General features: G+C 73.5%; 26 protein-coding genes, 1 tRNA gene and 1 pseudogene. 16 read left to right on the top strand and 12 right to left on the bottom strand.

Annotated features, from left to right (window positions below; all coding sequences use genetic code 11):
* Positions 1-209 precede the first annotated feature (209 nt).
* Together ACIGO8_RS08860 and ACIGO8_RS08855 are read right to left on the bottom strand one after the other, a co-directional pair.
* Entirely contained in the window at positions 210-2,030 is a 1,821-nt protein-coding gene (locus ACIGO8_RS08860) for an AMP-dependent synthetase/ligase (RefSeq protein WP_399726083.1), read from the bottom strand.
* A 235-nt stretch (positions 2,031-2,265) separates the two neighbouring features.
* Complete coding sequence (locus tag ACIGO8_RS08855) at positions 2,266-3,159, bottom strand: LysR substrate-binding domain-containing protein (RefSeq protein WP_399726081.1); 894 nt, start codon at positions 3,157-3,159, stop codon at positions 2,266-2,268.
* Between the two features lie 85 nt (positions 3,160-3,244).
* Between ACIGO8_RS08855 and ACIGO8_RS08850 the strand changes: the two genes are divergently transcribed.
* Positions 3,245-4,399: a bile acid:sodium symporter family protein gene (locus ACIGO8_RS08850; protein ID WP_399726078.1), complete on the top strand. Its 1,155-nt coding sequence runs from the start codon at positions 3,245-3,247 to the stop codon at positions 4,397-4,399.
* A gap of 69 nt (positions 4,400-4,468) precedes the next feature.
* On the opposite strand, the gene ACIGO8_RS08845 is transcribed toward ACIGO8_RS08850, so the two are convergent.
* Positions 4,469-5,398, bottom strand: coding sequence for a zinc-binding alcohol dehydrogenase family protein (locus ACIGO8_RS08845; RefSeq protein ID WP_399726075.1), 930 nt, complete (start codon positions 5,396-5,398; stop codon positions 4,469-4,471).
* A gap of 104 nt (positions 5,399-5,502) precedes the next feature.
* On the opposite strand from ACIGO8_RS08845, the pseudogene ACIGO8_RS08840 reads away from it, so the two are divergent.
* From ACIGO8_RS08840 to ACIGO8_RS08825, 4 genes and pseudogenes are all read left to right on the top strand, one after another.
* Positions 5,503-5,934, top strand: a pseudogene (locus ACIGO8_RS08840) (MarR family winged helix-turn-helix transcriptional regulator); the annotation flags it as partial.
* Positions 5,935-6,309: 375 nt separating this feature from the next.
* Positions 6,310-6,831 carry an isochorismatase family protein gene (locus ACIGO8_RS08835; RefSeq protein WP_399726072.1) on the top strand — a complete coding sequence of 174 codons (522 nt, stop codon included), beginning with the start codon at positions 6,310-6,312 and terminating at the stop codon, positions 6,829-6,831.
* The gene (locus tag ACIGO8_RS08830) at positions 6,828-7,211 is read left to right on the top strand and encodes a (2Fe-2S) ferredoxin domain-containing protein (RefSeq protein WP_399726070.1); all 384 of its coding nucleotides are present in this window, start codon (positions 6,828-6,830) and stop codon (positions 7,209-7,211) included. Before ACIGO8_RS08835 ends, ACIGO8_RS08830 begins: the two co-directional genes overlap by 4 nt.
* Positions 7,212-7,293: 82 nt before the next feature.
* A complete protein-coding gene (locus ACIGO8_RS08825) occupies positions 7,294-8,433 on the top strand; it encodes a hypothetical protein (RefSeq protein ID WP_399726067.1) in 1,140 nt (379 codons plus the stop codon).
* Here ACIGO8_RS08825 and fdhD read toward each other — a convergent pair.
* Complete coding sequence (fdhD, locus tag ACIGO8_RS08820) at positions 8,430-9,269, bottom strand: formate dehydrogenase accessory sulfurtransferase FdhD (RefSeq protein ID WP_399726064.1); 840 nt, start codon at positions 9,267-9,269, stop codon at positions 8,430-8,432. The two genes, ACIGO8_RS08825 and fdhD, sit on opposite strands and share 4 nt — an antisense overlap.
* Positions 9,270-9,492: 223 nt before the next feature.
* Here fdhD and ACIGO8_RS08815 point away from each other — a divergent pair, with 223 nt between their 5' ends.
* The 4 genes from ACIGO8_RS08815 (at position 9,493) to ACIGO8_RS08800 (ending at position 12,498) form a co-directional block, all read left to right on the top strand.
* Positions 9,493-10,437, top strand: coding sequence for a beta-ketoacyl-ACP synthase III (locus ACIGO8_RS08815; RefSeq protein WP_399726062.1), 945 nt, complete (start codon positions 9,493-9,495; stop codon positions 10,435-10,437).
* Between the two features lie 116 nt (positions 10,438-10,553).
* Positions 10,554-11,393, top strand: coding sequence for a hypothetical protein (locus ACIGO8_RS08810; RefSeq protein WP_399726061.1), 840 nt, complete (start codon positions 10,554-10,556; stop codon positions 11,391-11,393).
* A gap of 100 nt (positions 11,394-11,493) precedes the next feature.
* Complete coding sequence (locus ACIGO8_RS08805) at positions 11,494-12,150, top strand: class F sortase (protein ID WP_399726059.1); 657 nt, start codon at positions 11,494-11,496, stop codon at positions 12,148-12,150.
* 260 nt (positions 12,151-12,410) lie between these two features.
* Positions 12,411-12,498, top strand: a tRNA-Leu gene (locus ACIGO8_RS08800).
* Positions 12,499-12,587: 89 nt separating this feature from the next.
* On the opposite strand, the gene ACIGO8_RS08795 is transcribed toward ACIGO8_RS08800, so the two are convergent.
* From ACIGO8_RS08795 to ACIGO8_RS08785, 3 genes are all read right to left on the bottom strand, one after another.
* The gene (locus ACIGO8_RS08795; RefSeq protein WP_399726056.1) at positions 12,588-13,298 is read right to left on the bottom strand and encodes a class I SAM-dependent DNA methyltransferase; all 711 of its coding nucleotides are present in this window, start codon (positions 13,296-13,298) and stop codon (positions 12,588-12,590) included.
* Between the two features lie 68 nt (positions 13,299-13,366).
* A complete protein-coding gene (locus ACIGO8_RS08790; protein WP_399726804.1) occupies positions 13,367-13,744 on the bottom strand; it encodes a hypothetical protein in 378 nt (125 codons plus the stop codon).
* Positions 13,745-13,806: 62 nt separating this feature from the next.
* Positions 13,807-14,235 carry an ATP-binding protein gene (locus tag ACIGO8_RS08785; RefSeq protein WP_399726053.1) on the bottom strand — a complete coding sequence of 143 codons (429 nt, stop codon included), beginning with the start codon at positions 14,233-14,235 and terminating at the stop codon, positions 13,807-13,809.
* Positions 14,236-14,493: 258 nt separating this feature from the next.
* Here ACIGO8_RS08785 and ACIGO8_RS08780 point away from each other — a divergent pair, with 258 nt between their 5' ends.
* The 3 genes from ACIGO8_RS08780 to ACIGO8_RS08770 all read left to right on the top strand — a co-directional run bounded on the left by ACIGO8_RS08780 (position 14,494) and on the right by ACIGO8_RS08770 (position 16,489).
* A complete protein-coding gene (locus tag ACIGO8_RS08780) occupies positions 14,494-15,360 on the top strand; it encodes a helix-turn-helix domain-containing protein (RefSeq protein ID WP_399726050.1) in 867 nt (288 codons plus the stop codon).
* Positions 15,361-15,597, top strand: a complete 237-nt coding sequence (locus ACIGO8_RS08775; protein WP_399726047.1) for a DUF397 domain-containing protein — start codon at positions 15,361-15,363, stop codon at positions 15,595-15,597.
* A gap of 73 nt (positions 15,598-15,670) precedes the next feature.
* Positions 15,671-16,489, top strand: a complete 819-nt coding sequence (locus ACIGO8_RS08770) for an SAM-dependent methyltransferase (protein WP_399726043.1) — start codon at positions 15,671-15,673, stop codon at positions 16,487-16,489.
* 157 nt (positions 16,490-16,646) lie between these two features.
* On the opposite strand, the gene ACIGO8_RS08765 is transcribed toward ACIGO8_RS08770, so the two are convergent.
* Positions 16,647-18,581 (bottom strand): M64 family metallopeptidase, encoded by a 1,935-nt coding sequence (locus ACIGO8_RS08765; RefSeq protein WP_399726040.1) that lies wholly within the window; start codon positions 18,579-18,581, stop codon positions 16,647-16,649.
* A 58-nt stretch (positions 18,582-18,639) separates the two neighbouring features.
* Positions 18,640-19,983: a 6-phospho-beta-glucosidase gene (locus ACIGO8_RS08760; RefSeq protein ID WP_399726037.1), complete on the bottom strand. Its 1,344-nt coding sequence runs from the start codon at positions 19,981-19,983 to the stop codon at positions 18,640-18,642.
* Positions 19,984-20,000: 17 nt separating this feature from the next.
* Between ACIGO8_RS08760 and ACIGO8_RS08755 the strand changes: the two genes are divergently transcribed.
* The 3 genes from ACIGO8_RS08755 to ACIGO8_RS08745 all read left to right on the top strand — a co-directional run bounded on the left by ACIGO8_RS08755 (position 20,001) and on the right by ACIGO8_RS08745 (position 21,691).
* Positions 20,001-20,402 carry a VOC family protein gene (locus ACIGO8_RS08755; protein WP_399726034.1) on the top strand — a complete coding sequence of 134 codons (402 nt, stop codon included), beginning with the start codon at positions 20,001-20,003 and terminating at the stop codon, positions 20,400-20,402.
* Between the two features lie 79 nt (positions 20,403-20,481).
* Complete coding sequence (locus ACIGO8_RS08750; protein ID WP_399726031.1) at positions 20,482-21,075, top strand: GNAT family N-acetyltransferase; 594 nt, start codon at positions 20,482-20,484, stop codon at positions 21,073-21,075.
* A 181-nt stretch (positions 21,076-21,256) separates the two neighbouring features.
* Positions 21,257-21,691 (top strand): YchJ family protein, encoded by a 435-nt coding sequence (locus ACIGO8_RS08745; RefSeq protein WP_399726028.1) that lies wholly within the window; start codon positions 21,257-21,259, stop codon positions 21,689-21,691.
* A gap of 31 nt (positions 21,692-21,722) precedes the next feature.
* Here ACIGO8_RS08745 and ACIGO8_RS08740 read toward each other — a convergent pair whose 3' ends face one another.
* From ACIGO8_RS08740 to ACIGO8_RS08730, 3 genes are all read right to left on the bottom strand, one after another.
* On the bottom strand, positions 21,723-23,816 hold the full coding sequence (locus ACIGO8_RS08740; RefSeq protein ID WP_399726025.1) for an MDR family MFS transporter: 2,094 nt from the start codon (positions 23,814-23,816) through the stop codon (positions 21,723-21,725).
* An 83-nt stretch (positions 23,817-23,899) separates the two neighbouring features.
* A complete protein-coding gene (locus tag ACIGO8_RS08735) occupies positions 23,900-24,157 on the bottom strand; it encodes a hypothetical protein (protein ID WP_399726023.1) in 258 nt (85 codons plus the stop codon).
* A 434-nt stretch (positions 24,158-24,591) separates the two neighbouring features.
* Entirely contained in the window at positions 24,592-25,650 is a 1,059-nt protein-coding gene (locus ACIGO8_RS08730) for an ATP-dependent DNA ligase (RefSeq protein ID WP_399726020.1), read from the bottom strand.
* A 66-nt stretch (positions 25,651-25,716) separates the two neighbouring features.
* Between ACIGO8_RS08730 and ligD the strand changes: the two genes are divergently transcribed.
* Positions 25,717-26,760, top strand: coding sequence for a non-homologous end-joining DNA ligase (gene ligD / locus ACIGO8_RS08725; protein WP_399726017.1), 1,044 nt, complete (start codon positions 25,717-25,719; stop codon positions 26,758-26,760).
* Positions 26,761-26,855: the final 95 nt, after the last annotated feature.

The raw sequence follows: 26,855 nt of genomic DNA, 5'->3' as shown, positions 1-26,855 counted from the left end.
GAAGGGGACCTTGTTGTCCGTGCTCACGAGCGGTCTTTCCTTACGTCGTCGGTCGTCGATTACTCCTCCCAGGGTCAACGATCACCGTCCCGCTCGCATTCCGCCCTCTCCGAGGTCGTCCCCGAGGTGGTCCCCGGCGTCCCCAGGGAGGCGGCCCGCACCCGGGGATCGGCCCGCACCTGGCACCGCGCAGCCCTCGAGACCGCCGTTCAGCGGTACAGCGCCTCGACCTCCGCCGCGTACGCCTGCTCGATCGCCTTCCGCTTCAGCTTCAGCGACGGCGTCAGCAGCCCGTGCTCCTCGCTGAACGGATGCGCCAGGATGCGGAAGGTCCGGATCGACTCCGCCTGCGAGACCGTCGTGTTCGCCGTCACGACCGCCCGCCGGATCTCCGTCTCCAGCGCGGCGTCGCGCACCAGCTCGGCCGGCGGCAGCGGCGGCCGGTTCTGCATCGCGAGCCAGTGCTCCACCGCCTCGTGGTCCAAGGTCACCAGGGCGGCGACGTACGGCCGGTCGTTGCCGACCACGATGCACTGCGCCACCAGCGGATGCGACCGCACCCGCTCCTCGAGGCCGGCCGGCGCCACGCTCTTGCCGCCCGACGTCACCAGGATCTCCTTCTTCCGCCCGGTGATCGTCAGATAGCCGTCCTCGTCGAGCGCGCCCAGGTCGCCGGTCGCCAGCCAGCCGTCGTTCAGCACCGCGGCCGTCGCCCGCGGGTTGTTCAGATAGCCGGAGAAGACATGGGCGCCGTGCAGCCACACCTCGCCGTCCTCCGCGATGTGCACCGTCGTCCCCGGCACCGGCTGGCCGACCGTCCCGTACTTGGTGCGCTCCGGCGGGTTGGCCGTCGCCGCCGCGGTGGACTCCGTCAGGCCGTAACCCTCGAAGACCGTGACGCCCGCGCCCTCGAAGAAGAGCCCGAGCCGCCGGTCCATGCCCGACCCGCCCGACATGGCGTGCCGCACCCGGCCGCCGAGGGCCTCGCGGACCTTCCCGTACACCGTCTTCTCGAAGAACTGGTGCTGCATCCGCAGCGCCGCCGACGGCCCCGGGCCGATGCCGAAGGCCTTGTGCTCCAGCGCCTCCGCGTACTTGACCGCCACGTCCACGGCCTTGTCGAGGCCCCGCTTCCCCTCCGACTCGGCCCGCCGCCGTGCGGCCTGGAAGATCTTCTCGAAGATGTACGGCACGGCGAGCACGAACGTCGGACGGAAGGACCGCAGGTCCGGCAGCAGCTGGGTGGCGGCGAGCACCGGCTGGTGCCCCAGCTTCACCCCGCCCCGGATCGCCGCCACCTCCACCATCCGCCCGAAGACGTGCGCCAGCGGCAGGAAGAGCAGCGTGGCGGCCTGGTCGCCCGGCTTGGAATGGAAGACCGGCTCCCAGCGGCCGATCAGCATGTCCGTCTCGAACATGAAGTTCGCGTGGGTGATCACACAGCCCTTGGGGCGGCCGGTGGTCCCCGAGGTGTAGATCACCGTCGCCACCGACTCGGGCGTGACCGCCCGCCGGTGCCGGTGTACCACGTCCTCGTCGATGTCCGCGCCCGCCGCCGTCAGCTCGGCGACCGCGCCCGCGTCGAGCTGCCACAGCCGCTGCAGCCGCGGCAGGCGGTCGATCACCGAACCGATCGTCATCGCGTGGTCCTCGTGCTCCACCACGCACGCCGTCACCTCGGCGTCGTGCAGCATCCAGAAGACCTGCTCGGCGGAGGAGGTCGGATAGACCGGCACCGGCTGGGCGCCCAGGGACCACAGCGCGAAGTCGAACAGCGTCCACTCGTAACGGGTGCGCGACATCACCGCCACCCGGTCGCCGAAGCGCACGCCCTGTGCGATCAGGCCCTTCGCCAGCGCCAGCACCTGGTCGCGGAACTCGGCGGACGTCACGTCCCGCCACTGTCCGTCGGCGTCCTTGCGGCCGAGGGCGACCCGCTCCGGTTCCCGCGCGGCGCGGTCGAACACGGCGTCCGCCAGACCGCCGACCTGAGGCGCCGCCTCGACGGGCGGCACGGTGAACTCGCGCACTGACCTGCTCCCTCGCCCGCTCGATGTCGCGCTCCGTACGGCGCGGGTGAACCTACCCCACCGCGCATTCCGGCGGGAGGGCCTTCACCAAGCCGGGACCTTGGGCATATGCACAGGTCAGAGCAGAGAAAGCAGGCAAGTGACAGCGTCGTGGGCGCCGTTGCCGAACCGTCGGTAAGTGGCCATGGCCGGAATCTCCACGGAATCTGTACGGAGCGATCACCGGGGCGCCGCGTCAGCGGGGCCGGTGCAGCCGGTCACCGCCCGCGAGGATCGCCGCGGCCAGCGCGTTCGCCGCCTCCTCGGTCGCCCCGGGCCGCCGTCCCTTGCGCAGGACGAAGTCGACCGCGCCGAGTTCCGGCAGCCCCGCCCGGGCCGGCAGCTCCACCAGGCCCGGCGGCACCAGACCGCGGGTGTGCGCCATCACCCCGAGCCCGGCGCGTGCCGCCGCCACGTTGGCGCTCAGGCTGGTGCTCGTGCAGGCGATCCGCCACGGCCGGCCCTGCGCCCGGAGCGCCTCCAGGGCGCGAAGCCGGGTGATGCCCGGCGGCGGGAACACGATCAACGGCACCGGACGGTCCGGATCGAGCCGCAGCCGCGGCGCGCCGATCCAGACGAGGACGTCCTGCCACACCAGCTCGCCGTCGCCCGCCGACTCCTCCGGCCCGCCGCCCCGCCGCTTGGCCAGGATGAGATCGAGCCGGCCCGCCTCCAGACGGTCCTGGAGCGTCCCGGACAGCTCGACCGTGAGCTCCAGGTCGACCTCCGGGTGCTCGCGCCGGAAGGCCTCCAGGATCTCCGGCAGCCGGGTCGTCACGAAGTCCTCGGAGGCGCCGAAGCGCAGCCGCCCGCGCAGCCGGGTCCCGGTGAAGAAGGCGGCCGCCCGCTCGTGCGCCGCGAGGATCGTCCGGGCGAAGCCGAGCATCGCCTCGCCGTCCTCGGTCAGCTCCACACCGTGCGTGTCCCGGACGAACAGCGGCCGGCCCGTCGCCTCCTCCAGGCGCCGCACGTGCTGGCTCACGGTCGACTGGCGCACTCCCAGACGCCGGGCGGCCTGCGTGAAGCTCAGCGTCTGGGCGACCGCGAGGAAGGTGCGCAGCTGGTTCGGTTCGTACAGGCCGGCCCTCATGACCTCGACGTTATCGCGATTCGTGATGACAGTCAGTGCGCTGTGCGGGATTCCCGATCGCACCGGTGTCCAGCAGGATGGACGCATGAGTTCCCGTCCGCCCCGCAGGCCCCTGCTGCCCTCCTGGCTGCCGATCGACCCGTACATCCTCGCGCTGCTCGGCACCGTCGGCCTCGCCGCGCTGCTGCCGGCCTCCGGGACGGCGTCGACGGTCGCGAACGGCGCCTCCACGGCCGCGGTCGCGCTGCTCTTCTTCCTCTACGGGGCACGGCTCTCCACCCGCGAGGCGATGGACGGCCTGCGGCACTGGCGGCTCCACCTCACCGTCCTGGCCTGCACCTTCCTGCTCTTCCCGCTGCTCGGGCTGGCGGCGCGGGGCCTGGTGCCGACGGTCATCACGCCCGACCTCTACCACGGTCTGCTCTTCCTCTGCCTGGTGCCGTCGACCATCCAGTCCTCGATCGCCTTCACCTCGATCGCCCGCGGCAACGTGCCCGCCGCGATCTGCGCCGGCTCCTTCTCCTCCCTCGCCGGCATCGTCCTCACCCCGCTGCTCGCCGCGCTGCTGCTCGGCAACAGCGCGGGCGGCCTGTCCGCCGACTCACTCGTCAAGATCGTGCTCCAGCTCCTCGTGCCCTTCCTGGCCGGTCAGCTCACCCGCCGCTGGGTCGGCGGCTTCCTGGTGCGGCACAAGAAGGTGCTCGGCTACGTCGACCGCGGCTCGATCCTGCTCGTCGTCTACACCGCCTTCAGCGCGGGCATGACCCAGGGCGTCTGGCAGCTGGTCACGCCGGCCCGGCTGGGACTCCTGCTCGCCGTGGAGGCGCTGCTGCTCGCGCTGATGCTGGCGCTGACCTGGTACGGGGCGAAGCGGCTCGGGTTCGGCCGGGAGGACCGCGTCGCCATCCAGTTCGCCGGCTCCAAGAAGAGCCTGGCGGCCGGACTTCCGATGGCGAGCGTGCTCTTCGGCGCGCACGCCTCGCTCGCCGTGCTGCCCCTGATGCTCTTCCACCAGATGCAGCTCATGGTCTGCGCGGTGATCGCCCGCCGCCGGGCCCGCGACCCGGAGGCGGCGGGGGCGGAGACGGCGGAGAGGGTGGAGACGCCGGAACGGGTGGAGGCGCCGGCGGAGGGCGCGGTTATCGGGGGCGCCGACATGAGGGGCGCGGCCGCTGTCGAGGGGGCGGAGGACGCGGAGACCGGCGCCGACGAGCTCGCCGGAGGCCGGGCGGGCCGCTGAGCCGGTCCGCCACGGATCCTGGGGGGCGGCGCCGGCCGTCAGGCGGTGAGGCGTGAGTACGTGGAGCCGTCACGGGATCAGCACGACCTTGCCCAGGTTCTCTCGGCGCTCGATGATCGCGTGGGCCTCGGCGGCCCGCGCCAGCGGCACGCGGGCGTGGACGGCGGGCCGCAGCCGGCCGGCCGCGTGCAGCGCCCAGAGCTCGTCGCGCCAGGCCGCGTAGTCCTCGGGCCGCGTCCGCACCAGGTGGGCCATCTGGAAACCGATGACCGACTTGGCGCCGGCCAGCAGCTCGTACGCCTCGACCGTGCCGCCGCCCGAGCTGTACGCGACGAGCCGCCCGCCCGGGGCGAGCGCGGCCACCGCGCGCGGGAGCAGCTCGCCGCCGACGGCGTCCAGGACCACGTCGACGGGCTCGCCCCAGGACTCCTCGCCGTAGCGGACGACCTCGTCAGCGCCGAGCCCGCGCAGGAACGCGGCCTTGTCCGGCGAGCCGGCCGCCGCCACGACCCGGCCCGCGCCGAGCAGCTTCGCGAGCGGCACGGCGAGCTGGCCCACGCCGCTCGCGGCGGCCGTGACCAGGACCGACTCACCCGGCCGCAGACCCGCCGCGTCCAGGGCCCCGCGTGCCACCAGTCCGCTGCGGACCAGCGCGACGGCGTCCACGGCGCTCGCGCCGTCGGGCACGCGGGAGGCCGTCGCGGTGTGCACCAGGGCCCGTTCCGCGTAGCCGTGACCGAAGCAGAGGCCGGTGATCCGGTCGCCGACCGCGAAGCCCGCGCCCGCGGCCTCGGGGCCGAGAGCCTCGACGACACCGGCCAGCTCGCCGCCCAGCGGCTGCGGCCCGGTTCCGCCGCGCACCCGGCGCACGCCCGGCAGGCTCACGCCGATCGCCTCGACGCGGACGAGGAGTTCGCCGGGGCCGGGCTCGGGGACGGGCGCGTCCTCGACGAAGAGGACCTCGGGACCGCCGTTGACCGTGTGGCGGACACGACGCATGGGTGACACCTCCGACAGCCGACATTCATGGGGTTCTCCAACGATAACTAGAAGATCGTGGGGAAGCCCAATGGTTTTTCGGGATCCGTCGTAGACTTCCGGCCATGGCCGCCCACACCCCGCCCGCGCCCCGCGCCCTCGCCGACCTGCCGAGCTGGCTGCTCGGCCGCGCCGCCGTCCGCGGCCGTGGGCTCGTCGCCGCCGCCCTCGCCGAGGAGGGCATGCGGATGTGGCACCACGCCGTGCTCGCCGCCGTCGCCGAACGCGGGCCCGTCGCCCAGGCCGAACTCGGCCGCAGCCTCGCCATCGACCCGAAGGACATGGTCGGCGTCCTCAACGACCTTCAGGCCGAGGGCTGCGTCAGCCGCGCCCCGGACCCGGCCGACCGGCGCAAGAACGCCATCACCGCCACTCCCGAGGGCCTGCGCCTCCTCGACCGCTGCCGCCGGCTGACGGACCTGGCCAACGAGGAGCTCCTCGCGCCCCTCGAACCCGCCGAGCGCGCCCCGTTCCTCGCGATGCTCCGCCGTATCGCCTTCGACCCGGCGGACCCGGCAGGCCCGGCCGCGCCGGTCAACTCGGCAGACCCGGCAGGCCCGGCCGCCCCGGCCAACTCGGCAGGCCCGGCAGGCCCGGCCGCCCCGGCCGCCCCGGCCACCTCGGCAGGCCCGGCAGACCCGACCGACCCGGCCAACTCGGCAGGCCCGGCAAACCCGACCGACCCGGCCAACTAGGCAGACCCGACCGAGCCGGCCGCCCCGGCCGACGCGGTCGGTCCCGGCGATCCCGCCGGATCCACGGACCCCGCCGGATCCTCGGGCCACACCGGCCCCACCGGACCGCCGGCTCCGTTGGCGGGATCACATCCCCGGCCCGCCCGCGGTGATCATCCGGGCCGATACGGTGCTCCCATGCCCGCACTCGATCCCGGCCGCACCGCGCTCGTCCTCGTCGACCTGATGGAACGCATCGTCGCGCTGCCCCTCGCACCCCGTCCCGGCAGCGACGTCCTCACCGCCGCCGGCCGCCTCGCCGACACCTTCCGCGCCGCCGGCGCGCCCGTCGTCCACATCCGGGTCGAACGGCCGGGCATCGAGACCCAGCCGCCCGGCAGCGAACTCGTCGCCGGGCTCGTCCACGACGGCGACGACGTCGTCGTCAAGCGCACGATCGGCGGATTCCAGGACACCGGACTCCACGAACTCCTCGCCGGCCACGGCGTCTCCACGCTCGTCCTCGGCGGCATCGCCACCAACCTCGGCGTCGAGTCCACCGCCCGGGCCGCCGCCGACCTCGGCTACGACCTCGTCTTCGCCGAGGACGCCATGACCGCCCTCACCGCCGACGAGCACCGCGCCTCCGTCCAGCTGGACTTCCCGCGCCTCGGCACCGTCGCCCCGGCCGACGCCATCACCCTGGGCGGCGCCGAGTGACCCGCGTGCCGATACGGTACGGGGCCCGCCCCTGCTCCCTCGTCGTGTGCCGCGGCTGCTGCTGCGGCGACGCCCGCAAGAACCCCGGCATGGACCACGCCGGACAGCTGACCCGGCTCACCGAGGCCGCCGCGGCCTCGGGCGGCCGGCTCGTCGTCCGTACCAGCGACTGCCTCGGACCCTGCGCCCAGGCCAACGTGCTCGTGGTCCAGCCGTCCACCGAAGGCCGCCGCAAGGGCGGCCGGGCCGCCTGGATCGGCTGGAGCGCCGACGCCGACTGCCTCGACGAGGTCCTCGCCTGGACCGAGGCCGGCGGCCCCGGCATCGCCCCGCCTCCCGCCACCCTCGAACTCCAGATGATCGACCCGCCCCGCACCTAAGGTGTCTCCGTCGACGCACCGGCCGACCGGCCCGGGTCGACGACGGACGGCGCCGGCCGAACGCCATGACAACGGGGGACACATGACATACCGACGTGCGGCGATACCGGCGGTGGCCGGCGGACTGCTGCTCACCGCGCTGCTGTGGTGGGCCGGGGCCAGCGGACAGGCGCTGCGCCTGCCGGGCAGCGGCGACGCGCTCGGCGGCCGGATGGTCGCCGAACTCCAGTACTGGCTCGCGCCCTGGTCGTACGACCCGCCGGCGCCGGACGGATACGGACCCGGAGGCCCCGACGCCGAGCGGTACCTCTCGCTGCACTCCACCGGGATGCAGATCAGGTTCGCCGCCGTCTTCGTCTTCTTCGTGCCCGGCGCGCTCCTCCTGCTCCGCCGGCTGCCGCCGGTGCGCGGCGGCGGCCGGACGCCGGCCGCGCTGCTCGCGCTGTGGACGTGGGGCCTGGTGGCCGGGACCCTCGCCGTGACCGTCTCCGCGCCGTGGCTCATCGCCGCCCAGGGGCACGGCAGTTACCGCTTCCTGCCCCAGCTCGCGGGCGTCATGGCCGCCGGGCGGCAGATCCTCACGCCGACCGCGCTGCTCGCGGCGGCGGTCACCGTGGCCCTCGGCCGCGTCACCGCCAAGGGCGCCGGCCCGGTCCCGCGCCCGGACGTCCCGGCCCGCCGCGCCCGGCTGGCCGCCACCGCAGGCACCGCGGTCGTCGCGCTGTCCCTGGTGGTCCTCTCGTACGAGTCGGTCGCCGGCGCCATCCAGGCCTTCTCGCCGGACGGCGGCCCGCTCGCCGAACCGGGCGACCTGCTGCGCCAGTTGCTGCTGCTCGGCGGCTGGACCGGCCCCGGCGGCGCGCCCGGCGGCGGCTGGCTCCTGCAGCGTCTCGTCGACGCGCTCGTGCTCCTCGTCGTCTGGTGGGCGCTGCGGCTGCTGCCCGGACTGCTCACCCGGATCACCGTCCCGGCGATGGCGGCCGGCGCGGTCTGCGCGACGGTGCTCGGGCTGCTCGTGAGCCAGCTGCTGCGCATGGCCACCGACGGGGCGGGCCCGCGCTGGGGCCTGGTCCACGTCTCCGGCAACCTCGGGCACGGCGTTCCCGCCGCCCTGGTCTGGGGCACGGTCGCCGGCACCGTAGCGGCCCTGATCCTCCGGCCCGCCACCCGGGACACCGAGACCCCCACCGCCACCGCGACCGGCGCCGAGGCCGCGTCCTAGCGGGCCGCCTCCAGTACGAGCCGGTGCTCGCCCGCGTACACGTTCATGTCGTCCCCGCGCAGGAAACCGACCAGCGTCAGCCCCGACTCCAGGGCCAGGTCCACCGCCAGCGAGGACGGCGCCGACACCGCCGCGAGCACCGGCACGCCCGCCATCACCGCCTTCTGCGCCAGCTCGAACGAGGCCCGGCCCGACACCAGCAGCACCGCCCGCGCCAGCGGCAGCAGACCCTCCCGCAGCGCCCGCCCCACCAGCTTGTCCACGGCGTTGTGCCGGCCCACGTCCTCCCGTACGTCGAGCAGCTCGCCGTCCTCCGAGAACAGCGCCGCCGCGTGCAGCCCGCCGGTCCGGTCGAAGACCCGCTGCGCCGCCCGCAGCCGGTCCGGCAGCGCCGCGAGGAATTCCGGAGTCAGCCGCAGCGGGGGAGTGTCGGCGATCGGGAAGCGGGCCGTGGTGCGGACCGCGTCCAGGCTCGCTTTGCCGCACAGGCCGCACGACGAGGTGGTGTAGACGTTCCGCTCCAGACTGATGTCGGGGACGGTCACGCCGGGCGCCAGCTGGACGTCCACCACGTTGTAGGTGTTGGCGCCGTCCGCCGTCGCACCCGCGCAGTACACGATGTTCCGCACGTCCGACGCGGCGGCGAGCACGCCCTCGCTGACCAGGAAACCGGCGGCGAGCGCGAAGTCGTCGCCGGGCGTGCGCATGGTGATCGCGATCGGCCGGCCGTTCAGCCGGATCTCCAGCGGTTCCTCCGCCACGAGCGTGTCCGGACGCGAGGTCACCGCCCCGCCCCTGATGCGCACGACACGCCGTCGCTCGGTGACCCGTCCCATGAGGCTGCACTCGTTCCTGTCCGTGCGGGGATGCCGCGAGGCCTGACCGGCCCATTCTCCTCTTGTCGCGGTCGGACAGGCGCTTCGGGTGAATCTTGGTGGTTTACGTCACCTGTTACCCATCAGTCGCTGGCGAGACTGGGTGGTCCTGCCGGACGCACGCACGCACGTGCGCCGCACCACGGAACGCACCACGGAACCAACCACGGAGGGGGTCCCGGGCATGACGGGCACTCGAATCGCCGCGCTCGGGCACTACCAGCCCGCCAAGGTACTCACCAACGACGACCTGGCCGCCCTCGTCGACACCAGCGACGCATGGATCACCAGCCGCGTCGGCATCCGCACCCGCCACGTCGCCGGCCCCGAGGAGCCCGTCGACGAACTCGCCGCGCAGGCCGCCGGCAAGGCGCTCGCCGCCGCCGGCCTCACCGCCGCGGACATCGATCTCGTCCTGGTCGCCACCTCCACCGCGATCGACCGCTCGCCGAACACCGCCGCCCGCGTCGCCGCCCGCCTCGGCATGACCTCGCCCGCCACCATGGACCTCAACGTGGTCTGCGCCGGCTTCACCCACGCGCTCGCCACCGCCGACCACGCGGTCCGCGCCGGCGCCGCCCGCCGCGCCCTCGTCATCGGCGCCGACAAGATGACCGAGGTGACGGACTGGACCGACCGCACCACCTGCGTCCTCGTCGGCGACGGCGCCGGCGCGGCGGTCGTCGAGGCGACGGAGACCGACACCGGCGCCATCGGCCCCGTCCTGTGGGGCTCGGTCCCCGAGATGGGCCACGCCGTCCGCATCGAGGGCACGCCGCCGCGTTTCGCCCAGGAGGGCCAGTCCGTCTACCGCTGGGCCACCCAGCAGCTGCCCGCCCTCGCCCGCGAGGTCTGCGCCCGCTCCGGCACCGCCCCGGAGGAACTCGCCGGCGTCGTCCTCCACCAGGCCAACCTGCGGATCGTCGAACCGCTCGCCGCGAAGATCGGCGCGGTCAACGCCGTCGTCGCCCGCGACGTCGTCGACTCCGGCAACACCTCCGCCGCCTCGGTGCCGCTGGCCCTGTCCAAGCTGGTCGAGCGCGGCGAGCTCCCCTCCGGCGCCCCGGTACTGCTCTTCGGCTTCGGCGGCAACCTCTCCTACGCCGGCCAGGTCGTCCGGGTGCCGTAGCGGGCGCCTTGGCCGGTGACCCGTTCGGCGGGGCCCGGTGGCGGCGCGTCCCGGGCGCGCCTAGCTTCGGTCGAGGTAAGGGGGCCATGACCCTCGTCCCGACCGGGAGGACCACCATGCGCGCGCTCCGTGCCGCCGCTTCCGCGGCCCTGTTCGCTCCTCTCGCCGCCGCGCTCGTACTCACCGCGCCGGCGGCCGTGGCGGAGGACGACAGCGTGCCGAAGGAGGGCGGTGCGGCGCGGGGCAGCGGTCTCGCGCGGGACGACGACCTCCCGCTGGACGCCGTCCTGCCGACGGGCGGCGCGCTTCCGACGGACGGCGGCCTTCCGAAGGAAGGGCTTCCCACGGACGGCGGGCTTCCCAAGGACGGCCTCGCCAAGGACGAGCTTCCGAAGGACGGCCTTCCGAAGGACGACGACGTTCCCCAGGACAGCGGCATCCCGGCGGCCGACGCCCTCCTCCAGAGCGAGGGCTTCCCGAAGGACGGTACGGGCCACGGCATCACGTCCTTCGGCTTCTCCGTCACGCCCCGCACCGTCGCGCCGGGCGGCACCGTGACGCTCAAGGCCGAGGGCTGCGAGGCGCCCTCGGTGACCGTCGAGTCCGGCGTCTTCGACACCGTCACCCTGACCGAGGGCCGCCACGGCACGGCCACCGTCGACCTCGAGGCCAAGGCCGGCGCCCAGTACGAGGTCACCTTCGTCTGCAAGGGCGAGCGCGGCACCACGACCCTCACCGTCGCCGAGCACGGCACGGAGCACGGCACCGGGCACTCGCCCGCACCCGACATCGGCGCCCACAAGGGCGTCAGGGCCGGCTTCGGCGGCGATTCGGGCGGCGTCGGCACCGCCGAGATGGTCACCGGCGGTGTGCTCATCGCCGGCGCGCTCGGCGCGGCCGTGGTGCTGACCCGCCGACGTGGCCGCGAGCGCGACCGCGACCGCACCGGGGCCTGAGACGGCTCCTTCGCCCCGGTGTGACGAGGACCGGGGCGGAGGAGCGCCATCCGACACACGAGTCACGAGTCACGAGAGGCGAGGAGAGGACGGGAGGCGCGTGCGGGCAGCGGACGGGACGAGCGGACGGCGCGGCGCCTGGGGCGTCGTCGCCGTCGTCCTGCTCGTCGGTGTCCACCTCGTACGCGGCGGGGCGGGGGAGTGGCCGGCCGACAGCCCTCCGCAGCCCCTGGCCGCCGCCGCGCCCGGCCGCGCACCCGGAGCCACCGCCGCCAACGGAGCCGCGCCCGCCCCGCTGCCCGCCTCGCAGCCCGTCCGGGTGCGGGTGCCGGGCGTCCGCGTCGACGCGCCGGTGACGCGGGTGGGCCTGGACGCCGAGGGCTGGATCGAGGCGCCCTCGCCGTACGACCGCAATCTCGCCGGCTGGTTCACCGGCGCCGTCAGCCCCGGCGAGCGCGGCACCGCGGTCGTCGTCGGCCACGTCGACACCCCGGGCGGCGGCCGCGCCGTCTTCTACCGCCTCGGCGCGCTCGCCCGCGGCGCGCGGGTCGAGATCGCCCGCGCCGACGGGCGGACGGCGGTCTTCACCGTCTACGGGACCGAGGTCGTCCCCAAGGACCGCTTCCCGGCCGCACGCGTCTACGGCTCCACCGGCCGCCCCGAGCTCCGCCTGATCACCTGCGGCGGCCCGTACGCCCGGGACGGCGGCTACACGGGCAACGTGGTCGTCTCCGCCCGCCTCACCGAGGTCCGCTGACCTGACGGACTCGCGCCCTCCCGGCTGGACGCGGACCGGTCCCTGGTCCAAGGGTGGCCTTACGGAGCCGGCGTCGGGGGGCGTCGGGTCTCTCCGTCGCGTACGGCCCGCGCCTACCGGGCGTGCCCGCGGGATCACGTCGTGTTCGTCGGCCCCCACGGCCCTCGGGCCAGGGAAAACGCTGGTGAAAGGCGCCTCGAACCCCTGGTAGAGTTATCCATGTCGCCGCGGGGAACACCACGAAGAGCGACAGACACCTTGTCCGGGTGGCGGAATGGCAGACGCGCTAGCTTGAGGTGCTAGTGCCCTTTATCGGGCGTGGGGGTTCAAGTCCCCCCTCGGACACCAGCGGAAGACCCCAGCGGAGCTGGGGTCTTCTTCGTTTACCCGGACGAGGTCGTCCCGGACCGGGCCTTCCCGGACGCCGGCCGGGCCGGTCAGGGCTTGCGCGCCACCACGAGGCGGCACCGCGGACTGCCGTCATCCCGGACGCCCAGCGCCGGCATCGCACGCAGCTCCACCTCGAAGCCGGCGGCCCGCAGCGCTGAGCGGACGTCGGCGAGGCGGAAGGTGCGGTAGTACATGACGAACGGCGGACGCCAGACGGCGTTGCGCAGGCGCATCGCCGCGTCGAAGGCCCACAGCGTCCAGTAGGGGACGGATCCGACGCGGGGCGGGGCCGGGAGCGGGAAGGCGAAGGTGCCGCCGCGGCGCAGGGCGGCGTGCACCTGGGCGAAGAGGATGCGCTGCTCGTACGGCAGGAAGTGGCCGAAGGCGCCGAAGCTGACCGCCAGGTCGAAGACCGGCGCGAAGGGCAGGGCCAGGGCGTCGGCCCGTACGAGCGTGGCGGCGGGATGGGTGCGGCGGGCCTCGGCGAGCATGCCCGCGCTGAAGTCGACGCCCGCGATCCGGCCCGCGCACACCGAGCGCAGCACGTCGAGGCCCGCGCCGGTGCCGCAGCACACGTCCAGGCCGGCGTCGAAGGGGCCGAGCGGCTCCAGGGCGTCGGCGACCGACGCGAGCACGCGGTCGGGAGTGCGGAACGGAGTGGCGTCGAACTTCCCGGCCAGCAGGTCGTAGCCGTGCTCGACGGACGACAGCGCCTGACGGGTCAGCTCACGGAAGGTGGGGCCCTCGGGAGAGAACATGCTCCGACCCTACGACGCCCCGCACCGCCCTAGGTCGCGTCCGGGAAGTCCCGCCCGGCCGCCGCGGGTCACAGTGCGCTGCTCACCTGCGGCGGCACGCTCCAGCCCGGTGCGATGCCGGTCAGCTGGCAGGTCAGCAGATAGAGGGGAATGGGCGGGGTGTAAGGGGAGCCGCCGTCGGGGTGGTGGATCAGCCGGGGCCGGCGGTCCGGGATCACGGCGCCGGGCGCGTAACAGGCGGGCAGCGGCCAGGTGAGGTCGAGGTCGGAGCCGGCCGGGACCAGCCACCACCACCAGTCGGTGTCCGCGTAGACACAGCCCTTGGCGGGCAGCCGGGACAGGATCCGGAAGCCGTAGCGGGCCGGGACGCCGACCGCGTCGCAGCCCAGCGTGGCCGGGAGGTCGAGCGGAACGGGCAGTCGGGTCACGCCGACGGGCGCGGGCAGGGCGGTCGCGGAGGGCGCGGAGCTCTTGCGGGCGCGCGGGACGAACAACGTCGCCACCGACCTCAGCACGGCTCCGCCATGCCGTGCGCGAGCTCCGCCCAGACGATCTGCGCGGTGCCGTGGCCCGTGCGGTCCGCGCCCCAGGCGCTGCACAGGGCGTCGACCAGGATGAGCCCGCGGCCGCTCTCCTCCGCACCGCAGTCGCGGATGCGCGGCCCGGCGGGGCCGCCCTCGTCGCGTACGGCTATCCGCAGCCGTTCGTCGCCCTCGCGCAGTTCGCAGACGACCCGGGCGCTCGCGGTGTGCACGACGGCGTTGGTGACCAGCTCGGAGACGACGAGCGCGACCGTCTCGCGTATCTCCGGGCCGCAGCCCCACAGGATGAGCCGTTCCTCGGCGAGCCGGCGGGCCCGGGCCACCGATTCGGTGCGGGCGGGCAGTTCGAAGGCGAAGCGGCGGTCGTGGACGTCGGGCCGTGGGCGCTGGGTCATGACGCGGGGGCTCATGAGACCTGAGGGGTGCGCGTTACCAGAAGCCACGACCGATCCTCACAACTGTGGGCAGGAGTGCCGTACACATCCCGCCGTGGCGCTGCGCACGGCGGTATGCGTACTGGTTCACCGGAATACTCTGCTCCCGAGTCGGACACTTGGCAAGTGGCACTCTGAAAAATGCAGAGTGCTGTGTTCTCTCTGGCCGTGTTCGTGGCACACTCTCATCGAAATCAGCGCGTCGGGGAGGTCTTGAGAGTGAGCGAGCCGCGGTCCGCCCCCACGGTGGGACAGGTCGTCCTCGGCAAGCGTCTGCAGGATCTGCGCGAGCGGGCCGGCCTCAAGCGGGAAGAGGCCGCCAAGATCCTGCGGGTCGCTCCGGCGACGATCCGGCGCATGGAGACGGCCGAGGTCGCGCTGAAGATTCCGTACGTGCAGCTGCTGCTGAAGGCGTACGGCATCACGGACTCCGAGGCGGAGGGCTTCGTCGCCCTCGCGGAGGAGGCCAACCTCCCCGGCTGGTGGCAGCGGTTCCACGACGTGCTGCCCGGCTGGTTCTCCATGTACGTCAGCCTGGAAGGGGCCGCGAGCCTCATCCGGGCCTACGAGCCCCAGTTCGTCCCCGGTCTGCTGCAGACCGCGGACTACGCCCGCGCCATTCTGCGCAGCGGGGCGGTCGGCGGCAGCAATGACGCCGAGGAGATCGACCGCCATGTAGCCCTCCGCATGGAGCGCCAGTCCCTGCTGACCAGGGAGGACGCGCCCAAGTTCTGGGTGATCATGGACGAGACGGTCTTCCGCCGACCGGTCGGCGACGGGCCCGAAGTGATGCGCGACCAGCTCGACCGGCTGCTCGAAGCGTCGGAGCTGCCGAACGTCACCCTGCAGATCGCGGAGTTCCGGTCCGGCCACCACCCCGGCACCTACGGACCGTTCGTCCTGTTCCGCTTCGCCATGCCCGAACTCCCGGACATGGTCTACAGCGAGTACCTGACCGGCGCCGTCTATCTCGACGCGCGCCCCGAGGTGGCCTCCCACCTCGAGGTCATGGACCGCATGGCGGCCCAGGCCGCGACTGCACAACGCACGAAGGAGATCCTCCGGGACCTCCGCAAGGAGCTGTGAATGAATCGCATATACAACGGCATGCCCGCCGCCGAGCTCGGTGCCGAGGGATGGCACAAGCCGTGGAGCGGCGGGAACGGGGGCAACTGCGTGGAGGCCATGAAGCTGGCCGACGGCAGGGTCGCCGTGCGACAGTCCGCAGACCCTGAAGGACCCGCGCTCATCTACACCCACGGCGAGATCGCCGCGTTCATCCAAGGAGCCAAATCAGGCCAGGCTGACTTTCTCCTCACCTGAACCCTTCCGTCCCAGCCCTCACATCGCGTAACTCTTGCTGTAAGCGCCACCGTTCGTCCGCCGAGGAGAGCCGATGACCCAGGACCCCGTATCCGCACAGGGCGGCATACGCATCGACACCAGCAAGCCGCACCCCGCGCGGATGTACGACTGGTTCCTGGGCGGCAAGGACAACTATCCGGTGGACGAGGAGATGGCCCGCCAGCTCCTCACCGTCGACGCCCGCGGCCGTGACATGGCACGCGTCAACCGGGCCTTCATGCACCGCGCCATCCGCTGGCTGAGCGCCGAAGGCGTCCGCCAGTACCTGGACATCGGCACCGGGATCCCGACCGAACCCAACCTGCACCAGATCGCCCAGCAGGTCGCGCCGGAGTCCCGGATCGTCTACTGCGACAACGACCCGATCGTGCTCGCGCACGCCGCCGCGCTGCTGCGCTCGACCCCGCAAGGGGCCACCGAGTACATCCAGGCGGACGCCCGGGACCCCGAACTCATCCTCGAAAGGGCCGGAAAGGTCCTTGACTTCGACCAGCCCATCGCGCTGTCGATGCTCGCCCTGCTGCACTTCGTGGGCGACGAGGACGGCGCCTACGAACTGGTCGGCAAGCTCGTCGACAAGCTCGCGCCGGGCAGCTATCTCGTCCTCTCGCACGTCACCGGCGACTTCGACCCCGAGGGCGCGGCGAAGGCCGCCGCCATGTACAAGGCACGCGGACTGACCCTGCGGCCGCGCTCGCGCGACGAGCTGGCCGCGTTCTTCGACGGCCTCGACCTCGTCGAGCCGGGCGTGTCCCTCACCGCCGAGTGGCACCCGGAGCTCGGCGAGCCCGTCCCGGTCCAGGGCGACGACCCGATCCCGGGCTGGGCGGCGGTCGGCCGCAAGCGCTGACGCTCCCGTACGAGCCCCGCAAGGGAGCACCCACCCGTACGCGAAGGAGGCCCGCGGACCTGTCCGCGGGCCTCCTTCTCTTTCACGCTGCCCGGTCGCTCGGTCAGGGGCGGCTCCTGACGTGCGGTCAGGCTGGGCCTCTGGCACGCGGTCAGGGTCAGTCCCTGGCGCCGTTCCTGTCCTCGTCCGGCCGCACGAGCGTCACCAGGAAGCTCCGCGCGGCGCTCACGTTGCCGGCCGCGTCGACCGTCCGGTACTCCACGGTGTGCGTGCCGTAGTCGGGCGTCGCGTCGTCCCACGGCACGGCCCTGCTGCGGCCCAGCTTGCCGTAGACGAGGTCGTCGATCACCGTGCCCGACGGCGAGAAGCGGAACGGGGCCGAGGCGTCCGTCGGCCAGCCGTAGTACGTGTACCAGCCGTCGCCGTCCACCCGGAACTGGCTCACCACGGCGCCCGCCCGGTCGTCCCGCGCGGTCAGCCGCATCGTGAACGCCCCGTCGTACACGTACTCGGCCGGCCGGCCCGGCCGCCGCACCGTACGCAACGGCGCCGACAGCTCGTACGCGGCGGAGGCGGCCAGCGCGTCCACCGTCCACGTCAGCGTCTCGCGCGTGCCCGGGATGCGGGCGGTGAGCGTGTGGGCGCCGGGCGCCAGCCGCAGCGCGCCCAGGTCCAGGTCCCGGTCGTTGCCCGGGTTCGCCACCGCGCGCCCGTCGAGCGTCCACCGCACGCCCGGGATCCGCCGCACCGGATGGGTGGTGTCGGCGTGCACGACGGACCGCGCGCCGACCGGGGCGGTGGTCGCCGTGTGCCCGGTGAACGCCGCCGCCGTGCCGTCCTCGGCCGTCCGCACCGCCGGGTCCACGGTCCAGCGCACCGTACGCGTCAGGGCGGCCGAGCCGCGCACCGCCGGGTCACGCACGAACGGCGTCGGATCGGTGACCGTCGCCGTCAGCGCGTACGTACGGCCGGCGGCCAGACCCAGCCCGCGCAGGTCGACCGTGCGGGCGCCGCCGGTCGGCAGCGACCGGCCGTCGAGACGCCACTCCACGGCGAGTTCACCGCCCAGCGGGTGCAGGGTGTCCACCCACACCGTCCGGTCGGCGCCGATCGGCCCGGCGGTCGGAGTGTGGTCCTGCACCAGGTTCACCTTGGCCGAGATCGCCCGCACCATGACCTCGCGCTCCACCTGGTCGAAGGCGTAACCGAGGGTCTTCATCATGGAGTGGCGGCTCGGCCGCCACACGTCCCGCGTGCTGTAGAGACCGCCCTCGTGCCGGCCGATGACACCGCCCGACTCGCTCTCCTCGCCCAGCCAGCGCCACCACTTGGCCCGCTGCTCACGCATCTGTCGCTCCGTCAGGAGCGTGTGGTGGACGGACGTCGGCTCCGTGCCCTCGTAGGCTCCGCCCGGCACGCCGCGCGCGTAGTAGTCGTACTCGTCCTGGAGGCCGCCGAGCGAGTGCCCGATCTCGTGCGGGGTGATGAGCGCGGACAGCGCGTTGCCGCCGGACGCGGTGGCGTAACTCCCGCCCGCACCGCCGTAGGTGGAGCTGTGCGCGAGGGCGACGATCTGCCGGTTGGCCTGCGTGGTCCCGGGCACCAGGTCCGCGAAACCGGCGGCCTTGCCGCTGTCGACGGTGAGCAGCCGCTGCACGCTGCCCGCGTTGCAGCCGCCCCAGAAGCCCATGTCGAGCGCGGTGTCACGGGCCGGCGCGTCGAGGCCGGGATCGCAGTCCACACCCGATTCCCTCGACGGCACCTCCACCGCCCACACGTTGACGTACGAGCGGTACGAGGCGAACGGCTCCACGCTCCACAGCATGCTCAGATGCCGCTCCAGGTCCGCCCGGAACACCGGCATCTCCGCGGCCGTGTACCCGTCGCCCATCACCACCAGGTTGAAGCGCCGGTCGGCCGGACCGGTGGTCTGCACGGGCACGACCGTGGCCCCGCCCGTCTCGGCGGCTGCCGGGCTGCCGACGGCCGCGGTGCCCGTGCTCATCAGGCCCGCGGCCAGCAGACAGCCCGCGAGGAGCCGGGCCGTCCCGCCCCGGAACCGGGAGCGTCGTTCACGTCGCTGTGAAGTCATGGGGCGCGAGCCTAGGCCGCGCCCCCGACCGCGTAAAGATGTTCGTCAGCCGTCCATCTCAGCGACGCAGATAGGCGAGCTCCGCGTGCTCGGCGGTGTAGCCCTCGACCAGCCGGCGGGCCGTCGTCACCGAGTCGACCAGCGGATGCAGCGCGAAGGCCTTCACCGCGGTCGTCCGCGAACCGCTCTCGGCCGCGGCGAGCACCTCCCGCTCCACCGCCTTCACCGCCGTCACCAGACCCACCGCGTGGTACGGCAGCGGGCTCACCGACACCGGATGGGCGCCGGCCGCGTCCACGAAGCACGGCACCTCGACGACCGCGTCCGCGTCGAGCACCGAAAGGGTGTGCCCGTTGCGGACGTTGAGGATCAGCGTGGCCCGCTCGTTGCGTGCGACGGCCCGCATCAGGGCCAGCGCCACCTTCTCGTAACCGCCCGACTCCAGGTCCGCCTCGTCGCGCTCGCCGACGCCGGCCGCGTCCCGGTTGTGCGCCATGTACGTCGCCTCGCGGTCGGCGAGCGTACGGTGCCAGGCGGCGAGGGCCGGCGTGTCCGGCTTGCCCATCTCCTCGTAGAAACCAGCCTGTTGTTCCAGCAGGAAGGCGCCCCGCGTCCTCTCCGCCTCCCGATAGGCCCGGACCGCCTCGCGGTTGAAGTAGTAGTAGTGCAGATACTCGTTCGGGATCGCGCCGAGCGAGCGCAGCCACTCCGTGCCGAACAGCTTGCCCTCCTCGAACGAGCCGAGCAGCGCGTCGTCCGCCAGGAGCCGCGGCAGTACGTCACGTCCGCCGACCCTCAGACCCCGCAGCCAGCCCAGGTGGTTGAGGCCCACGTAGTCGATCCACGCCTCCCGCGGATCCGCGCCCAGCACCCGCGCCACCCGGCGGCCCAGCCCCACGGGCGAGTCGCAGATGCCCACCACGCGGTCGCCGAGGATCCGCGACATCGCCTCGGTGACCAGGCCGGCCGGGTTGGTGAAGTTGATGACCCAGGCGTCCGGGGCGAGTTCGGCGATCCGGCGGGCGATGTGCGTCACCACGGGCAGCGTCCGCAGACCGTACGCGATGCCGCCCGCGCCCACCGTCTCCTGGCCGAGCACGCCCTCCGCCAGCGCGATCCGCTCGTCGGCGGCCCGGCCCGCGAGCCCGCCCACCCGGATGGCCGAGAAGACGAAGTCCGCGCCGCGCAGCGCCTCGTCCAGATCCGTGGTCGCGCTCACCACCGGCGCGTCCGCCACACCCTCGGCCTGCTCGGCGAGCACCCGGGCGATCGCCGAGAGGCGCCCGGAGTCGAGGTCGTGCAGGGTGACGTGGGTGACCCGCCCCTCGGCGTGGTCGTCGAGGAGGGCGCCGTACACCAGCGGCACCCGGAATCCGCCGCCTCCGAGAATCGTCAGTTTCATGCCCGTACGCTACTCGGATGCACGTACTGAGCAGCAGGATCCTGCTCCGCCCGACGGACCCGGAACGCTCCCGCCGCTTCTACGGCGAGACGCTCGGCCTCGCCGTCCACCGGGAGTTCGGCACCGGCCCGGACCGCGGCACGGTCTACTTCCTCGGCGGCGGCTTCCTCGAACTCTCCGGCCGCGCCCCCTCCCCGCCGCCCGAGCACGACCTCGAACGCCTCCGCCTCTGGCTCCAGGTCCCCGACGTCCACGCGGCCCACGACGAGCTCCGCGCCAAGAACGCCCGCATCCTGCGCGAGCCGGTCACCGAACCGTGGGGCCTGATCGAGATGTGGCTCGCGGACCCGGACGGCGTACGGATCGCGGTGATCGAGGTGCCGCGGGATCATCCGCTACGGAGTCGTCCGACGATCTGACCCGCGCGGAGCCGCCGGGCCGTCGCGTGGTGCGGACCCGGCGCGGGGAGCAAGATCGTTTGGGGGCAGAATGGGGCCCATGGCGACAAAGAGCATGCCCCAGGCGGCAGCGGTCGAGGACGCCCCGGCGATCAGCGGCACGCTGGCCCGGGCCTTCGACGACGACCCGATGATGCGCTGGTTCTTCCCCGAGGACGCCTCCCGCGAGGCGACCCTCGGCCGCTACTTCTCCACCCTCTTCACCCGGCAGTACCTCCGCGACGGCGTGTGCGAGCGCACCGACGCGGCGGCCGCGTTCTGGGTGCCTGCGGAGGCGCAGGAGAAGGCCGTGCCGGACGACGAGACCATCCGGCAGCTGATCGGGATCCTCGGCGAGCGGGCCGGCCTGTTCAAGGAGGCCGTCGAGACGGCCGCGCTGCACACGCCCCAGGAGCCCCACTGGTCCCTGGCGCTGATCGGCGCGGACCCGGCGGCGCAGGGCCAAGGCCAAGGTGCGGCGCTGCTGCGGTCCGGACTGGCCAAGGCCGACGAGGCCGGGCTGCCGGTCTATCTGGAGTCCTCCAAGGCCGCCAACCTGCCGGTCTACGAGCACTTCGGCTTCACCGTGCGCGAGGAGTTCGCACTGCCGGGCGGCGGCCCGGTGCTCTGGGGCATGTGGCGCGAGGCGCGCTGATCCTGCGCGCGGGTGAGCGCGGGCGGCCGGGCGGCGAGCTGAGGCCGGGCGGTGCGGGCGGCCGGGCGGCGAGCTGGGGCCGGGCGGGTGCGGGCGGTCGGGCCGGGAGGTGAGGCCGGGCGGGTGCCGGGCGGGCGGTGGCCCGTCGGTCCGGGGCGGCGGGGCACGCGACAATGGGGCCATGTCCCGACGCAAGACCCGCCCGGCCGCCGCCGCCCTTCCGACCGTGACCGCCGCGTCGCCCTGCCCGTGCGGTCTCGACGCCGCGTACGGCGCGTGCTGCGGCCGCTTCCACACCGGCCCCGCCACCGCGCCCACCGCCGAACTCCTCATGCGCTCCCGCTACAGCGCCTTCGTCGTCCGCGACGAGGCCTATCTCCTGCGCACCTGGGCGCCGCGGACCCGGCCCGGCGAGGTCGACTTCGACCCGGGCACGCGCTGGACCGGCCTGGACATCGAGGACACCACCGACGGCACCGCCTTCCACCAGCACGGCACCGTGACCTTCCGGGCCCGCTTCACCCACGCCGGCATGCCCGGCGAACTCCACGAGCGCAGCCGCTTCGCGCGCCACGAGGGCGCCTGGGTGTACGTGGACGGCGACTTCCTGGACTGAGGCCCGGGGCCGGGTCACCGCACCGCGGCCGTCACCGCACCGCCGCGCCCGCCGGTTCCCGGTCGCCGCGCGGCAGGCCCTGGGCCAGGTCCTCCGCGATGAGCTTCTTCGCGATGGCGTCGGTCGCGGCGCGCAGTTCCGGGCCGCTCGGGCGGCCGCGTTCCTGCTCGACGCGGCTGCTGAGCCAGTCGCCCCACGCCTTGGTGATGACCTCCGCCTCCCGCTTGCCGGCCTGGGTGTGCGACAGCAGGCTGCCGTCCCGCGTGAGGAAGCCCTCGTCGACCATCCGGTCGAAGACCGGCAGCAGCACTTCCGGCGGGACCCGCCGGCCGGCCGAGATCAGGCCCAGGCTGGCGTGGCCGACCAGCCGGGTGAAGAGTTCCACCTGCATGACCGCCCATGCCCCGGCCATGTCGAGCCGGGTGTCGGAGGCGTCGACGATCCGCCGGGCCGTGTCGAGGTCGGTACGGCGGATGATCCGGCCGACGGAGAGTTCGAGGAGCTTGGCCGAGTCGCCAGTGGCGGTGGGGGAGGCGAAGCCGTCGCCCATGTCCGGCGCGGAGGCGCGGGCCGTGTCGCGCAGCGGCACCTGCTTGAGGAAGAGCGCCACGAGGAAGCCGACCGCCGCCACCGGCACCGTCCACAGGAAGACGGTGTGCAGCGTGTCCGCGTACGCCTGCACGATCGGCTCCGCCACCCGGTCGGGCAGCTGGTGCACCCCGGCCGGGCTCTGCGCCGCCCGGGCGACGGCGGCCGGGTCCAGGCCGGCGGTCGCCCCGAGCACCGACGCCCCTGCGACGCCCTCCGCGAGGTTCGGCTTCAGCGAGTTGGCGTAGATCGTGCCGAAGACGGCGGTGCCGAAGGAGCTGCCGAGCGTACGGAAGAAGGTGACGCCCGACGTGGCGGTGCCCAGGTCCGCGTACTCGACGGTGTTCTGCACCGCGATCGTGAGGACCTGCATGCACAGGCCGATGCCGACGCCCAGCACGAACATGTACAGCGAGGCGAGCCAGGTGGCGGTCTCGGGATCCATCAGCGACAGCAGATAGAGCCCGAGGCCCATGACGAGGCATCCGGCGATCGGGAAGATCCGGTACCGGCCCGTCTTGCTGACCACGTTGCCGCTGAAGACCGAGGCGATGAGCAGGCCGACGACCATGGGCAGGGTGCGGATCCCGGAGACCGTGGCCGAGTCCCCGTCGACGTACTGCAGATACGTCGGCAGGAAGGTCATCGCGCCGAGCATCGCGAAGCCGACGACGAAGCTGAGCACCGAGCACACCGTGAAGACCGGGTTGCGGAACAGCCGCATGGGCAGCATGGGTTCGGCCGCGCGGGTCTCCACCCAGCAGAACAGCGCGAGCGCGACGAGGCCGCCGACGAAGAGCCCGATGACGACCGCGGATCCCCACGCGTACTCGTTGCCGCCCCAACTGGTCGCCAGGATCAGGGCGCTGGACCCGACCGCGACGAGCGCGATGCCCAGGTAGTCGATGACGGGACGGCTCGCGGAGCGTACCGACGGGATGGTGCGGGCGGCGGCGACGACGACCAGGATCGCGACGGGCACGTTGACGTAGAACGCCCACCGCCAGCTCAGGTGGTCGGTGAACAGGCCGCCGAGCAGCGGGCCGATGACGGTCGAGACGCCGAAGACGGCGCCGATCGCGCCCTGGTACTTGCCGCGTTCGCGTAGCGGGATCACGTCGGCGATCAGCGCCATCGAGGTGACCATGAGCCCGCCGGCGCCGATGCCCTGCAGTCCGCGCCAGACGATGAGCAGCGTCATGTTGGTCGCGAGACCGCACAGGAACGAGCCGGTGATGAAGACGACCGCCGAGACCTGGAAGATCACCTTGCGGCCGAACAGGTCGCCGAACTTGCCGACGAGGACGGTCGCGACGGTCTCCGCGAGCAGATACGAGGTGACCACCCACGACATGTGGGCGGCGCCGCCGAGGTCCGCGACGATCGTCGGCAGCGCGGTGCCCACGATCGTCTGGTCGAGGGCGGCGAGGAGCACGCCGAGCATGATCGTGCCGAAGACGATGTTGCGGCGGCGTCGGTCGAGCACCGGAGGCTCGGCGGCGGTGGGCGCGGGCGCAGCTTCGCTGGTGGTGGTCACTCTCGCAGCGTCACACCGGTGGCCGTGTCCCGCATGCGGAGTACGCCCGAACCGGTGCGGCCGCCCGGTCCGCCCGAGACGGCCTAGTAGCCGGGGCGCACCGGGAGCTTGGGGTGGTGCTTCGCCAGGATCTTGTTGGCCTTGGCGAGGGCGGCGAGGGCGTGCTCGCGGTCCGCCCGGTCCTCCGCGCACAGCGGTCCGCGGAAGCGGTACACCTCGCGCGCCGCGCTGTCGGCGTCGACCTCGGCCTGGAGCACGTGCAGCGGCAGGCAGGAGCCGATCAGCGCGGCGACGCGGTCGGGGATCGGCACGGGGACGAGGGGCGAGGGCGAGGTGATCACGGTCGGTCCTTGTGGGTCTGTGGGTGCGGCGAAGGAAGGGTGTCTCCCCTCCATACGTACCGGATCCCGGTGCCGGTTCGACGACGGCACCGTCACCGGCCGGCAACACCCGCGTGCCGCCTTCGGCCAGGCGTACGGACCGGGGGCAGCCGGCGCCGGACGGTTCCCGCAGGTGCGCCCGGGTGCGCCCGTCCGATCGGCCGTCAGTTCACCGAACCTCAGGGCGAGAAGGAGGGGTTGTGGATCAAACCTGATGTGGGGCATCTCACGCCCGCCCGACGCCGTGACGCGTCCTGCGGAGGCGCGACGGGGCCCGAGGAACCCGGCGACGGAGGCGCGACGGGACCGGCGACGGAGGCGTGACGAGACCGGCCACGAAAGCGGCGCCGGAAGCGTGACGATCAGCGGCGGCCCGCAGCCGTGCCTCCCCGCTCCTACGACAGGATCTCGCCGAGGTCGTACGTGACCGGCTCCTCCAACTGCCCGTAGCCGCAGGACTCCGGCGTACGGTCCGGCCGCCAGCGCTTGAACTGCGCCGTGTGCCGGAAGCGGTCGCCCTCCATGTGGTCGTACCCGACCTCGCAGACCCGCTCCGGCCGCAGCGCCACCCACGACAGGTCCTTCTTGCCCGACCAGCGGCTCGGCGCGCCCGGCAGACGGGACGCCTCGTGCGCCGCCTCGTCGGCCCAGGCCGCCCACGGGTGGCCGGTCGGCGGGTCCATCCGCAGCGGCTCCAGCTCGTCGATCAGCTCGGCGCGCCGCTTGGCGGTGAAGGCCGCGCACACGCCCACGTGCTGCAGGGTGCCCCGGTCGTCGTACAGGCCGAGCAGCAGCGAGCCGACCACCGGCCCGGTCTTGTGGAAGCGGTAGCCGGCCACGACGACGTCGGCCGTGCGCTCGTGCTTGACCTTGTACATGAGGCGGACGTCCGGCCGGTAGGGCAGGTCGAGCGGCTTGGCGATCACACCGTCCAGGCCGGCGCCCTCGTACTGCTCGAACCAGCGCGCGGCGAGCTCGGCGTCCCTCGTCGCGGGCGCGAGATGGACTGGCGCGTCGACGCCGGCCAGCGCGGATTCGAGGGTGGCCCGCCGCGCGGCGAGCGGCGTGTCGAGGAAGGACTCGTCGCCGAGGGCCAGCAGGTCGAAGGCGATGAACCGGGACGGTGTGGTCTCGGCCAGCATCCGCACCCGCGACGCGGCCGGATGGATCCGCTCGGTCAGCCGGTCGAAGTCGAGCCGGCCGTCGCGCTCGATGACGATCTCCCCGTCGACCACGCAGCGCTCGGGCAGCCGGGCGAGCAGCGCCTCGGCGAGCTCGGGGAAGTAGCGGGTCAGCGGCTTGCCGGTGCGGCTGCCGATGACCAGCTCGGGCCCGTCGCGGTGGACGATGGCGCGAAAGCCGTCCCACTTGGCCTCGTACTGCATTCCCGGCGGGATCTTCTTGACGGCCTTCGCCAGCATCGGTTTGACGGGTGGCATCACCGGCAGGTCCATGCGGTGAGTCTAGAGACGATTCCGGCCGATATGCGCGCTATGGGCGCCCGGCCTAGGCTGACCGCCATGGCAGGCAAGACCGCAGCGGTGGAGCTCCAGTCCGGTGACCGCACCGTACGGGTGTCGAACCCGGACAAGGTGTACTTCCCGGAGACCGGCTACACCAAGCTCGACATGGTCAGCTACTACCTGGCCGTCGGCGACGGCATCACCCGCGCCCTGCGCGACCGGCCCACGACGCTCGAGCGCTACCCCGACGGCGTGACGGGCGAGTCCTTCTTCCAGAAGCGCGCGCCCAAGTACCTGCCCGACTGGATCCCGACGGCGCACATCACCTTCCCCAGCGGCCGTTCGGCCGACGAGATGTGCCCCACCGAGCCGGCCGCCGTGCTGTGGGCCGCCAATCTGGGCGCCGTCACCTTCCATCCCTGGCCGGTACGCCGCGAGGACACCGACCACCCGGACGAACTCCGGCTCGACCTCGATCCCCAGCCCGGCACCGACTACGCCGACGCCGTCCGCGCCGCCCACGAGCTGCGGGCGGTGCTCGACGAGCACGGGCTGCGCGGCTGGCCCAAGACGTCCGGCGGGCGCGGCCTGCACGTCTTCGTGCCGATCCTGCCCCGGTGGACCTTCACGCAGGTGCGCCGGGCGGCCATCGCCTGCGGCCGGGAGCTGGAGCGGCGGATGCCGGAGCGGGTCACCATCAAGTGGTGGAAGGAGGAGCGCGGCGAGCGGATCTTCCTGGACTACAACCAGACCGCCCGCGACCGCACCATCGCGTCCGCCTACTCCGTACGCCCCCGCCCGCACGCGCCGGTCTCCGCGCCGCTGCGCTGGGAGGAGGTCGACGACGCGGTGCCGCAGGACTTCGACATCCGCACCATGCCGGCCCGGTACGCCGAAGTCGGCGACGTGCACGCGGACATGGACGACCGGCGCTTCAGCCTGGAGTCGCTGCTCGAACTGGCCCGCCGCGACGAGGCCGAGCACGGCCTGGGCGACCTGCCCTATCCGCCGGAGTACCCGAAGATGCCGGGCGAGCCGAAGCGGGTGCAGCCGAGCCGGGCGAAGAAGGGCCAGGAGGAGACGGTGGCGGGAGAGGAGTGAGCACGCGGCGGGCCGGGCGCGGGAGAGGCGTGAGGCCGCGGCGGGCCGGGCCCGGGAGGCGAGAGAGCGTGCGTCGGGCGGGGCCCGGGCCGGGT

It is taken from the genome of Streptomyces sp. NPDC053493 (assembly GCF_044544825.1).
Classification (GTDB): Bacteria; Actinomycetota; Actinomycetes; order Streptomycetales; family Streptomycetaceae; genus Streptomyces.
Note: the sequence above shows the minus strand (reverse complement) of the source record. Positions and strands in the feature narration are given on the sequence as shown.